Source organism: Aliiroseovarius crassostreae, assembly GCF_049803815.1.
GTDB classification, from domain to species: domain Bacteria; phylum Pseudomonadota; class Alphaproteobacteria; order Rhodobacterales; family Rhodobacteraceae; genus Aliiroseovarius; species Aliiroseovarius crassostreae_A.
In genome coordinates, this window is record NZ_JBNAGI010000004.1 from 241972 (window position 1) to 254282 (window position 12311).

At 61.9% G+C, this 12311-nt stretch carries 9 protein-coding genes; 6 read left to right on the forward strand and 3 right to left on the reverse strand.

The genetic code is table 11. From position 1 onward, the window contains the following. Nucleotides 1-139: 139 nt before the first annotated feature. The 4 genes from ACP15V_RS12710 to ACP15V_RS12725 all read left to right on the forward strand — a co-directional run bounded on the left by ACP15V_RS12710 (nucleotide 140) and on the right by ACP15V_RS12725 (nucleotide 6821). On the forward strand, nucleotides 140-1585 hold the full coding sequence (locus ACP15V_RS12710) for an aldehyde dehydrogenase family protein (RefSeq protein ID WP_424944074.1): 1446 nt from the start codon (nucleotides 140-142) through the stop codon (nucleotides 1583-1585). Between the two features lie 4 nt (nucleotides 1586-1589). Continuing rightward, nucleotides 1590-2465, forward strand: a complete 876-nt coding sequence (locus ACP15V_RS12715; RefSeq protein ID WP_424944075.1) for a 3-hydroxybutyryl-CoA dehydrogenase — start codon at nucleotides 1590-1592, stop codon at nucleotides 2463-2465. Between the two features lie 146 nt (nucleotides 2466-2611). Beyond that, complete coding sequence (locus tag ACP15V_RS12720) at nucleotides 2612-3613, forward strand: efflux RND transporter periplasmic adaptor subunit (RefSeq protein WP_424944076.1); 1002 nt, start codon at nucleotides 2612-2614, stop codon at nucleotides 3611-3613. Continuing rightward, complete coding sequence (locus ACP15V_RS12725) at nucleotides 3606-6821, forward strand: efflux RND transporter permease subunit (RefSeq protein WP_424944077.1); 3216 nt, start codon at nucleotides 3606-3608, stop codon at nucleotides 6819-6821. The genes ACP15V_RS12720 and ACP15V_RS12725 overlap by 8 nt, the downstream gene beginning before the upstream one ends. Before the next feature lie 31 nt (nucleotides 6822-6852). On the opposite strand, the gene ACP15V_RS12730 is transcribed toward ACP15V_RS12725, so the two are convergent. Continuing rightward, on the reverse strand, nucleotides 6853-7362 hold the full coding sequence (locus ACP15V_RS12730; protein WP_424944078.1) for a DUF2478 domain-containing protein: 510 nt from the start codon (nucleotides 7360-7362) through the stop codon (nucleotides 6853-6855). A gap of 122 nt (nucleotides 7363-7484) precedes the next feature. On the opposite strand from ACP15V_RS12730, the gene ACP15V_RS12735 reads away from it, so the two are divergent. Continuing rightward, complete coding sequence (locus tag ACP15V_RS12735; RefSeq protein WP_424944079.1) at nucleotides 7485-8351, forward strand: urea carboxylase-associated family protein; 867 nt, start codon at nucleotides 7485-7487, stop codon at nucleotides 8349-8351. Nucleotides 8352-8560: 209 nt separating this feature from the next. Here ACP15V_RS12735 and deoD read toward each other — a convergent pair whose 3' ends face one another. Beyond that, nucleotides 8561-9265: a purine-nucleoside phosphorylase gene (gene deoD, locus ACP15V_RS12740; RefSeq protein WP_424944080.1), complete on the reverse strand. Its 705-nt coding sequence runs from the start codon at nucleotides 9263-9265 to the stop codon at nucleotides 8561-8563. 192 nt (nucleotides 9266-9457) lie between these two features. On the opposite strand from deoD, the gene ACP15V_RS12745 reads away from it, so the two are divergent. Beyond that, nucleotides 9458-10012, forward strand: coding sequence for a DUF4329 domain-containing protein (locus ACP15V_RS12745; protein WP_424944081.1), 555 nt, complete (start codon nucleotides 9458-9460; stop codon nucleotides 10010-10012). Between the two features lie 202 nt (nucleotides 10013-10214). On the opposite strand, the gene ACP15V_RS12750 is transcribed toward ACP15V_RS12745, so the two are convergent. Continuing rightward, complete coding sequence (locus ACP15V_RS12750; protein ID WP_424944082.1) at nucleotides 10215-12188, reverse strand: protein meaA; 1974 nt, start codon at nucleotides 12186-12188, stop codon at nucleotides 10215-10217. Nucleotides 12189-12311: the final 123 nt, after the last annotated feature.

Genomic DNA, 12311 nt, shown 5'->3' on the forward strand with positions numbered 1-12311 from the left:
ACCGGCTGCTTATTCCTCTTGGCGGCCGGTTCTAGAGGAAAGCCGAACTTGATCTCCCCATGATGTCACAAGGGCTTTCCTCACCCCCTTTCCGACCCCGCCGAGTTCAAAGCTCGCCGTGGTTCCCCCACCATCAGATATGACGAGAGCGACCATGAAGCAGAACCTGATTGCCGGTGAATGGCTGGACGGCGTGGATGCCGCCCCGAACCTCAACCCCGCGGACCTGTCGGATGTGATTGGCGACTACGCCCATGCGTCCCAGGAACAGGTGGATGACGCGGTGGCGGCGGCCAATGCGGCGCTGCCAGCCTGGGCCAATGCCTCGCCGCAGGTGCGCGCGGATCTGTTGGAAACGGTCGCGGCCGAGATCTTTGCCCGCAAGGATGAAATCGGCACCATTCTGGCCCGCGAAGAGGGCAAGACCCTGGCCGAAGCAATCGGCGAGACCGCCCGTGCGGCGCAGATTTTCCGGTTTTTTGCGGGTGAAGCGATCCGGGTTGCGGGCGATGCGATTGCCTCGGTCCGTCCGGATGTGGACGTGGATGTGGTGCGGGAACCGGTGGGTGTGGTCGGCATGATCACCCCCTGGAACTTCCCCATCGCGATCCCCGCGTGGAAGATTGCGCCGGCGCTGGCCTATGGCAACACGGTGGTCTTTAAGCCTGCCGACCTGACGCCAGGCTCGGCCCATCTTCTGGCCGAAATCCTGCACAAGGCCGGCGTGCCCGCGGGCGTGTTCAACCTTGTGATGGGCCGTGGATCGGTTGTGGGGCAGGCGATTGTCGACCACCCCGGCGTGAATGCGATCACCTTCACCGGGTCCGTTCCCGTGGGCCGCAACATGGCGGTGGACGCCGCGCGCGGCATGAAAAAGCTGCAGATGGAGATGGGCGGCAAGAACCCAATGGTCATCATGGATGACGCCGAGATGGACATTGCTGTTTCGACCGTGCTGAACGGGGCGTTCTTCTCGACCGGGCAACGCTGCACCGCGTCCTCGCGCATCATCGTGCAGGCGGGCATCCATGACGCATTTGTCGACCGCCTGTCGGCGGAAATGCAGGCGCTGACCGTGGGCAATCCGCTGGACGTGGCCACGCAGATCGGGCCGGTGGTGTCGGAAGGTCAGCTGAACGGCAACCTCGGTTACGTGGATCTGGCCCGCGAAGAGGGGGCCGAGGTGATCGGCGGCGACCGTCTGAACCGCGACACCGAAGGGTTCTTCCAGGCCCCTGCGATGTTTGTGGGTGCCACCAACCAGATGCGATCAAGCCGCGAAGAGATCTTTGGCCCCTGCGCCTCGATCATCAAGGTTGCCGATTTCGACGAGGCGCTTTCCGTGTCCAATGACACCGAATTTGGCCTTTCCTCTGGCATTTGCACCTCAAACCTGAAATATGCGCGTGAGTTTAAGCGCAAGTCGCAAGCCGGGATGGTGATGGTGAACCTGCCCACCGCAGGGGTCGATTACCACGTGCCCTTCGGGGGGCGCAAAGGGTCCAGCTATGGCTCGCGCGAACAGGGGCGCTATGCGGCGGAATTCTACACCACCGTGAAAACCGCCTATAGCTTTGCGGGGTAAGAGGATGGACATTCAAACCGTTGGGGTGATCGGGGCAGGGCAGATGGGCAACGGGATTGCCCATGTCTTTGCCACGTCCGGCTACAAGGTTCTGCTGAACGATATTTCCGAAGATGCACTGGCCGCGGCCATGGCGCGGATCGAAAAGAACACCGCACGGCAGGTGTCAAAAGGCGCGCTGAGCGAGGCAACGCGGGACGCGGCGCTGGCCAATATCCGCACCACGTCTGAGCTGGGCGAATTGGGCGGCACCGATCTGGTGATCGAGGCGGCCACGGAACGCGAAGAGATCAAGGACCAGATCTTTGCCGGTCTCGCGCCGTCGCTGGGTGAAAACACGATCCTGACCACCAACACCTCGTCCCTGTCGATCACGCGGCTTGCCGCCAAGACCGACCGGCCCGAACGGTTCATGGGGTTTCATTTCATGAACCCGGTGCCGGTGATGAAACTGGTCGAACTGATCCGGGGCATTGCCACCTCGGAAGAAACCTATCAGACCCTGTTGGGGGTCGTTGACCGCCTGGGCAAAACCGCCGCCAGTGCCGAGGATTACCCGGCCTTCATCGTGAACCGGATCCTGATCCCGATGATCAACGAAGCCTGTTATGCGCTTTACGAAGGCGTGGGATCGGTGGCGTCGATTGATGCGTCAATGAAACTGGGCGCGAACCATCCGATGGGTCCGCTCGAACTCGGGGATTTTATCGGTCTGGACACCTGTCTGGCGATCATGAACGTGCTGCATGACGGGTTGGCCGATACGAAATATCGCCCCTGTCCGCTGTTGGTGAAATATGTCGAAGCGGGCTGGGTCGGGCGCAAGGCCGGTCGTGGGTTTTACGACTATCGCGGCGAGACCCCGGTGCCGACCCGCTGATCCTGGACCAGACCCGAATTCAAACCCATCCCGGTTCGCCCGGGGTGGGTTTTTTTATGGGAAATTGATCTCGCGCAGGGACAGGGGTTGAAATATATTCAAAAAAATGCATATGAAATCCAGACCGCGAACGGAAAGGACACCCCATGCTGCGCTTTTTGCTGACCACCCTGCCGCTTTTGGCGCTTCCCGCGCTGGCCCAGGCAGAGATTTCTCACACCGTGACCCCGGTCGTGATCCCGGAATGGAAAGCCGTTTTCGGCAAGGTCGAACCGCGTGATAATGTGCCCGCGCGCACGCGTTTGGGCGGCACGTTGATCGAGGTGCTGGTCAGCGAAGGGGATCAGGTCAGCGAAGGGCAGCAAATTGGCCTTGTGTCCGATGAAAAGCTCGCTCTGCGCCTGTCGGCGGTGGACGCAACGCTGACCTCTTTGAACGCGCAACTGGCCAATGCCGAGGCCGAGTTGACACGCGGTGAAAGCCTGGTGGAACGGGGTGTCGCCACCGCCCAGCGGCTGGATGCGCTGCGCACGCAGGTCGATGTGGTCAAAGGCCAGATCGCCGCGACCCGGGCCGAACGGCAAGTGATTGAGCAACAGGCCACCGAAGGGGCCGTGCTGGCGCCCATCGCCGGGCGTGTTCTGAGCGTCCCGGTGACCAAGGGGGCGGTGGTGATGCCGGGCGAGGCCATGGCGATGATCGGGGGCGGGGGGGTCTTTCTGCGCCTCGCCGTGCCCGAACGCCACGCGCATCATCTGGCCGAAGGGGCCGAGATCCAGATCGGCACCGACGGGCAGGCGCAGACCGGGCGGCTTGCCAAGCTATACCCGCAGATCGAAAACGGCCGAGTAATTGCCGATGTCGAGGTGGATGCGCTGGACGCCAGCTTTGTGAATGCCCGCGTGCTGGTGCGCCTGCCGGTGGGCAGCGCCGAGAAACTGGTGGTCCCGCTGGACGCCGTGGTCACCCGTATGGGGCTCGATTTCGTGACAATCCGCGGGAAAGAGGCCCCGATCGAACGGGCCGTGGTTCTGGGCGAACCGGTGACGGTTGACGGGACCCGGATGATCGAAGTGCTCACCGGTCTGACCGTGGGCGATGTTGTGATCGACCCGATCACCCCAATCACTGGGGGCAGCCATGAGTGACCAATCGCACAAAACGCCGCTGGGCATTGCCGGGGGGCTGACCAAGGCCTTCATTCAGTCGGCGCTGACGCCCCTGATGATCCTTGCGGCCCTTGCCGTGGGGCTGGTCGCGCTGGGGGCCCTTCCGCGCGAGGAAGAGCCGCAAATCTCGGTCCCCTTGGTGGACATCCACATGCAGGCCCCCGGGCTGCGCGCCGAAGACGCGATGAAGCTGGTGACCGAACCGATGGAAACCATCGTCAAGGGCTTGGGTGGGGTCGAGCATGTCTATTCCTCGACCCGCGATGATTACGCGATGGTCACCGCGCGCTTCTTGGTGGGCACCTCGTCGGATGCCGCCGTGTTGCGGGTGCATGACAAGGTGAATGCCAATCTTGACCGGATCCCGGTCGGGATCGACAAACCGCTGATCGTGGGGCGTGGCATTGATGATGTGGCCATCGTCGCGCTGACCCTGACGCCGGACCCCCATGCGGGCGACGTGACCGCGGGTGATATCACCCGCGTGGCGCGCGAATTGCAGGTCGAGATGTCCAAGATCCAGGATGTGGGCCTGACCTATCTGGTGGGCGATGCGTCCGAGGTGATCCGCATCGCGCCCGACCCGGAACGGCTCGCGCTTTATGGCATCACGCTGCAGCAGTTGACCGGCAAGGTTCAGGCCGCCAACCGCGCCTTTTCCACCGGGCTGATCCGGGACAAGGGCGAGCAAGTGGCGCTGGTCGCCGGCAAAACCCTGCGCGCGCCGGCTGAAATTGCCAACCTGCTGCTTACCGCCCGCGATGGGCGCGCCGTTTACGTGCGTGACGTTGCGGATGTGAGCTTTGTGCCCGACACGTCCCAAAGCATCGTCAGCCAGATCACCCGCGATGACCACGGCCTGCACCGCACCCCGGCGGTCACGCTGGCGATTGCCAAACGGGCCGGGGCCAACGCCGTGATCGTCGCGGAAGAGGTGCTGCATAAGGTCGAGGCGCTGAAAGGCAGCCTGATCCCCGACAGCCTGAACGTGGCCATCACCCGCGATTATGGCGAGACCGCCAATGAAAAGGCCAACGAGCTTCTGTTCCATCTGGGCCTCGCCACCATTTCCATCGTCGGGCTGGTGCTGTTGGCCATCGGGTGGCGCGAAAGCATCGTGGTCGCGGTGGTGATCCCCGTGACCATCCTGCTCACGCTCTTTTCCGCCTGGATCATGGGCTATACGCTCAACCGTGTGTCGCTTTTTGCGCTGATCTTCTCGATCGGGATCCTGGTGGATGACGCGATTGTGGTGATTGAAAACATCGCGCGGCACTGGGCGATGAAGGACAAGGCGGATCGGGTCACCAAGGCGATCCGCGCGGTGGCCGAGGTGGGCAACCCGACCATTGTGGCGACGCTGACCGTGGTGGCCGCCCTCTTGCCGATGCTCTTTGTGTCGGGCCTGATGGGGCCATACATGTCGCCCATTCCGGCCAACGCTTCTGCAGCGATGATCTTCTCGTTCTTCGTGGCGGTGATTATCACCCCGTGGTTGATGATCAAGATCGCGGGCAAGGCCCCCGCTCATGATCCCTCGCATGATCCTTCGGGCGAGGGCACCCATGGCGGGCGTCTTGGTGCGATCTACTCCGCCGTGGCCCGCCCGGTCCTGAAAACCAAGGCCCGCAGCCTGACCTTCCTGATCGCAGCCATTGTGCTCAGCTTCGGCTCGCTCGGGCTGCTGTACACCAAGGACGTCACCGTCAAACTGCTGCCCTTTGACAATAAATCCGAGCTTTCGGTGGTGATCGACCTGCCCGAAGGCGCGTCGGTGGAAGCGACCGATGCGGTGGCGCAGGATGTGGCGCGGCTGGTGATGGATTTGCCCGAGGTCATTTCGGTCGAAACCCATGCCGGCACCGCCAGCCCGTTCAACTTCAACGGTCTCGTGCGCCATTACTATCTGCGCGAAGAACCGCAGATGGGTGAGGTGGCGATCCTTCTGGCCCCGAAACATGACCGCGACCGCACCAGCCATGACATCGCGCTGGAGATCCGTGAGCGGATGAAGGCGCTGGATCTGCCCCCCGGTACCGCGATGAAAACGGTTGAACCGCCCCCCGGCCCCCCGGTGATCGCCACCCTGCTGGCCGAGGTCTATGGCCCCACACCAGAGGCGCGCCGCGAGGCCGCAACCAAAATCCGTCAGGCCTTTGAAAGCGTGCCTTACGTGGTTGACGTGGATGACAGTTTCGGCACGCAACCGCGAAAGCTCCGCGCCGAGATTTCCACCGATGCGCTGGAATTTCACGGCGTGCAGGAAGGCGACGTGTTCCAGACATTGGCGATGCTGAATGCGGCCAACACCGTGGGGTATTCTCATCGCGGCGAGGGGCGCAACCCGTTGCCCATCGTGATCGAACGCGACAAATCCGACAGGGTGCTGGATGAACGCTTCCTGTCCACGCCGATCCCTGCCAATACCCTGCCCGGTGCGCGTGGCGTGGTGGAACTGGGTGACGTCATCACCGTGACGGAAGAACGCGCCAGCTTCCCGATCTTTCGCCACAATGGCCGCGCCACCGAGATGGTGCAGGCCGAACTGGCGGGTGACTTCGAAGCGCCACTTTACGGGATGCTCGCCGTGGCCGAGGCGCTGGATCAGATGGATTGGGCCCCCGGCACCAAACCGGTCGTTCGCATGAACGGCCAGCCCGAGGATGAAAGCGTGGTGACGCTTTTGTGGGATGGTGAATGGGAAGTGACCTGGGTCACCTTCCGCGATATGGGCGCGGCCTTTGCCGTGGCGCTTCTTGGGATATACATCCTGGTGGTGGCGCAATTTGGCTCGTTCAAACTGCCCTTGGTGATCCTCACGCCGATCCCGCTGACTTTCCTTGGCATCATGGCAGGCCACTGGATCTTTGCCGCCCCTTTCTCGGCCACCTCGATGATTGGCTTTATTGCGCTGGCCGGGATCATCGTGCGCAATTCAATCCTGTTGGTGGATTTCATCCGTCACGCGGACCCGGCGCAGGACAAGACCGAGATCCTGATCGAAGCGGGCGCGATCCGGTTCAAACCGATCCTGCTGACGGCGATCGCGGCGATGATCGGCGCGGTGGTGATCCTGGCGGACCCGATCTTTCAGGGGCTTGCGATTTCGCTTCTGTTCGGGTTGCTCAGCTCCACCCTGCTGACCGTTCTGGTGATCCCGGCGATCTACAAGGTGTTCCGGACCTGAAAAACGAAAGGGCGCCACCTTGGCGCCCTTTTCATTCCGATCTGCCCGTGGCCTCAAGCGCCCAGGCCAACAGCGCGTCGGGCTCAGGTGGCAGTTCCTCCGCCTCACCCACATAGTCCAGAAAGGCCGCAACCGTGGTGCCTGCCACACCGATGATCGCGGGCATATTTTGCGACAGCGCCTCGCCCACCGCATGGCGAAACCCGCGCCCCTCGGCTTCCTGTTTGCCAAACTTGTTGACGATCAACAGGTCCGCGCCCTTTTCAATCTGCCGCTCCGTCGCCGCCACCGCGGTTTCCAGCGCCTCGGGGTTCAGTTTGCAGCCATTGGCGCCTGCGCCCAGATATTGGCTGATGCGGATCTTCGGCCCGTCGGGCAGCACCAGCACATCCATGTCACAATGAAACTCTTCCTCACGTTCCGTGTCCAACTGCACGGTCCCCGCAAGGCGCACGCCCCGGTCGGCCAGCGCCTCGGCAACGCCTGCCAAAAGTTCATTGGTTTTGCCGCGCCCCGGCGCGATCACATAGGCCAGTTTCATTGCATTTCTCCTGCAGCTTCTCGCATGCCAAGCAATGCGGGCCGTGTCAATTCACCTGCGCGTCAGGGCTTGATTTCGGATCCAACCCGTGCCCCAGTGCAGGGACAGTGAAGGAGCGCGCGATGAAGCTGGACACCCCCGAAACAATGCCCCCTCAGGATGCGGAAACCCGCAAGGCCATTGCGCCGGTGATCTGTTACCCGCCGGACACACTGACACCCGCGCCGCTGGATCTTTATCGCACCGCCCGCGCCACGGCGCAGAAGGTGGACGAGGTGTTGGTGCCTGCCCGCGATGCGCGCTGTTTTTCCGTGCCCGCGGGCAGTTTCTTTCGCATCACCTCGGTTGACGGCCCGCAGGTGGGGGACCTCAATCTGTGGAACGCGGGCGACATCCACGAACGCTTCTATTCCGGCAAAACCCGCGCCCTGCATGGCACCCACCTGTCAACCGGAGACCGCATGTGGTCGAGCTTTCCGGCCATGCGCCCGATGGCGACCATCACCGCAGATACGCTCGATTGGTACGGGTTCGACGATTTCGGTGGGTCGGTGCATGACGTGATCGGCACGCGCTGCGACCCTTACACCCACAACCTTCTGTCGGGCGGGCAATATCACCACTGCTGCCACTCCAACCTGACCCGCGCGCTGGCCGATCATCTGGGCGTATCCCCGGCCGAGGCCGAATCCGACGTGCATGATGTGCTGAACGTCTTCATGTGCACCGGATTTACCCGCGACACCGGCCAGTATTTCATGAAAGCCAGCCCGGTGCGCCCAGGAGATCACCTCGAATTTTTCGCCGAAATCGACCTCATCGGCGGGCTTTCCGCCTGTCCGGGCGGCGATTGCTCGTCGGAACACAGCTCCGACACCGCTGCCTGTTACCCGCTTTTGGTTGAGGTGTTCACGCCGGAAGAAGGCAGCCTTGCAGGATGGGCCCCGCCACCCGCGAATGGCTACGACCGCTCCCACGGGCGCCGATAGGCTTATTTTCTAATCATAAATATCCTGGGGTTCGAGGGCTTCCCGGAATTGATCCGGGGGATCAATTCGCCCGAAGAACGGGCGGAGCCCTGGGACAAAGCGTGGCGGGCAAAGCCCCTGCCGAGCGAAGCGAGGCCACGCCCAAGCCTGTCGACCGTCAGGTCGTAAAGGCGCGGGAGGCCCCCCGCGCCAAAACACATCACTGTGGATCAGGCAAAGGCCGCGTTCAGCGCGATCTCGACCATGTCGCCAAAGCTCTTTTCGCGCTGGTCAGACGGCAGCGCCTCGCCGGTCAGCAGGTGATCCGACACGGTCATGATCCCCAGCGCCCGCACGCCATAGCGATTGGCCAGCGTATAGAGCTCCGCCGCTTCCATCTCGACACCCAGAATACCGTGACGCTGCATCTGTTCGTCCAGATCCTTGCGCTCGGCATAGAAGGTGTCAGACGAATAAATCCCGCCCACATGCACGCCCACATCCGCCGATTTCGCCGCCTCAACCGCCGCCGCCAGCAGCGAATAATCGGCACAAGGGGCGAAGTTCAGCTCGCGAAACAGGGTGGAGCTGGGGGTGGAGGTCGAGGTGCAGGTCATTGCGATAATCACGTCGCGCACCTTCACATGATCCTGCATCCCGCCGCAGGACCCGATGCGGATCAGCGTCTTGGCGCCATAATCGCGGATCAACTCGTTGGCATAGATCGACATGGACGGCATCCCCATGCCGGACCCCTGAACCGTCACGCGGTTGCCGCGCCATGTGCCGGTAAAGCCGAACATGCCGCGCACTTCATTCACCAGCTCGGCATCATCCAGAAAGGTTTCGGCCACCCATTTGGCCCGATAGGGATCCCCCGGCATCAGCACGGTGTCTGCGATCTGGCCGTTTTCGGCCCCGATATGAACTGTCATGGCAACCTCGTCACGTCATGTCTGGTCTTGGGAAAGGTCGGGCTGTTAGCGCCCGACAGATGCCGGGCACCATGCGCCTGTTTGTCCAAAAGGTCAAACCGATGTGACGGGCTTCGTGGCCCTGCGGGGTTGACTTTGCGCGGCCCACGGTCCCTGTTGTTGTTTCGAGGATGCGAAGAGGGCAGAGCGCACATGCGACAGACACAGGCTTCACTAACATTTGCCATTTCACTGGCGCTCATTGGTCTGGCAAATGGAAGCCCGGCACTTGCGCAGGATAAAAATGAACTGGCGCTCGTCAAACGGATCTTTGCCCAGTTGCAACCGATCTCGATCCAGAAAAATCGCGAGTATTGCGGCTATATTGGGCGTGATGCGGACGGAAACCTTGCCTTCACCAAGGCCAAGCGCGGGCGCAAGGGCACCTGTGCCCCCAATGATCCGGACGAACTGGCCGTGGTGACCGCGTCATATCACACACACGGGGCGTACTCGCCCAATTACGTGAATGAACTTCCGTCTGCAGAAGATATGGAAGGGGACGAGGCCGAGGGGATCGATGGCTGGGTTGCCACCCCCGGTGGGCGGCTTTGGTATATCGACACGGAAGACATGGTCACCAGCCAGGTCTGTGGGCTGGGTTGCCTGCCGATGGATCCCGAGTTCGTCGAAGGGGATACTGGCAAGATCCTGCCAAGCTATCACTACAAGGAACTGGTGCAGAAGCTTGAGGATGTGAGCGGCTGATCCCGCCATTACATCGTCGCCAAGCATCTGCAAAGAAGAAACCCGCAGCCAAGGCCGCGGGTTTTTCGCTTGTTAAAGCGTTTCGAGATAAACTTGAGTCACAAGTTGATTTCGAAACGCCCGCAACATCAGTAGGTACCGAGCGTTTCGCCTCATTATTGTGTCTCAACAATAAGCCGAAACGCTTTAGATGTGCGGTGGGTTACTCTGCCGCCACGGTCTGCGGTGCAACCAAGGTGACAATGTCTTCCATGATCACGTTCAGTTCAAAATCCTTGGGCGTATAGACCTTGGCAACCCCCATAGCACGCAGGCGATCTGCGTCTTCGTCGGGGATGATGCCCCCGGCCACCACCGGGATATGGCCCAGCCCTTCGGCTTTCATCCGCTCCATCAGCTCTTCCAGAAGCGGGATGTGGCTGCCGGACAGGATCGACAGGCCGACCACATGCGCGCCGCTTTCCTTGGCCGAAGCGACCAGTTCTTCGGGGGTCAGGCGGATGCCGTCATAGGTGATGTCCATCCCGCAATCACGCGCCCGGGCGGCGATCTGTTCGGCGCCGTTGGAATGGCCGTCCAGCCCCGGTTTGCCCACCAGGAATTTGAGCTTCTCGCCCAGCTTCGCCGACACGGCGGCCACGCGTTCGCGGATGTCATCCAGCCCTTCGGTGCGGTTCGACGGGTTCTTTGATACCCCGGTGGGCGCACGATATTGACCGAAGGTCGCGCGCATCACTTCGCCCCATTCCCCGGTGGTCACACCAGCTTTGGCGGCGGCAATCGACGAGGGCATGATATTGGTGCCATCCTTGGCGGCCTGGCGCAGGTCAGCCAGCGCTTTGGCCACAGCGTCCGCGTCGCGGGTTTCACGCCACGCCTCAAGGCGGGCAATCTGATCCGCTTCGGCTTCCTTATCCGCCACCATGATCGCGCCGTCCCCTGCGGTCAGCGGGCTTTCGGCGGCTTCGGTCCATTTGTTCACGCCCACCACAGTGGTGTCGCCCACCTCGATCTTGCCGATCCGTTCGGCGTTCGAGTCAACCAGGCGCGACTTCATATATTCGATCGATGAAATCGCCCCGCCCATGCCATCAATCTGCGCCAGTTCTGCGCGTGCACCTTCCTTGAGTGCGGCCACTTTGCGCTCCACGGCCGGGTTGTTGTCGAACAGGTCTTCGTATTCCAGAAGGTCGGTTTCATAGGCCATGATCTGTTGCATCCGGAGCGACCATTGCTGGTCCCAGGGACGCGGCAGGCCAAGCGCCTCGTTCCAGGCCGGAAGCTGCACCGCACGGGCGCGGGCGTTTTTCGACAGGGTCACGGCGAGCATTTCGATCAGGATCCGGTAGACATTGTTTTCCGGCTGCTGCTCGGTCAGGCCCAGGCTGTTCACCTGTACGCCATAGCGGAAGCGGCGGAACTTCGGGTCTTCGACACCGTAACGTTCGCGGGTGATTTCGTCCCACAGTTCGACAAAGGCGCGCATCTTGCACATCTCGGTCACGAAGCGGATGCCTGCGTTCACGAAGAAGGAGATACGGCCGACCATGGCGGGGAAGGCCTCTTCCGGGACTTTTGTCTTGAGGTCATCGAGCACGGCGATGGCGGTGGCCAGCGCAAAAGCGAGCTCTTCTTCCGGCGTCGCGCCGGCCTCTTGCAAGTGGTAGGAACAGACGTTCATCGGGTTCCACTTGGGCAGATGTTCGCGCGTATAGGCGGCCACATCGGTGATCATCCGCAAGGAGGGCTTCGGCGGGCAGACATAGGTGCCGCGCGACAGGTACTCCTTGATGATATCGTTCTGCACCGTGCCCTGAAGCTTCGACACATCCGCGCCCTGTTCCTCGGCGGCGGCAATATAAAGGGCCAGCAACCACGGCGCGGTGGCGTTGATGGTCATCGAGGTGTTCATCTGCTCAAGCGGGATCTCATCAAAGAGCGCGCGCATGTCGCCCAGATGCGCCAGCGGCACACCCACCTTGCCCACTTCGCCGCGCGCCAGCACGTGGTCGCTGTCATATCCCGTTTGCGTGGGCAGGTCGAAAGCCACGGATAGACCGGTCTGACCTTTGGCCAGGTTGGTGCGGTAAAGGGCGTTCGACGCCTTGGCGGTCGAGTGGCCGGCATAGGTGCGGAACAGCCAGGGCCGATCTTTGGTGCGCTCTTCAGTGGTCATGGTGTGACTCGCTCTATGTTGCAGTGCAGCATTTTTCGCAGACGCAAGAATATTACGCAAGAGGGAAATTGAGAGTTCTGAATGTTGCGCGCGGGGGGCGGGCTCCCGCCGGAGGATCTGCGC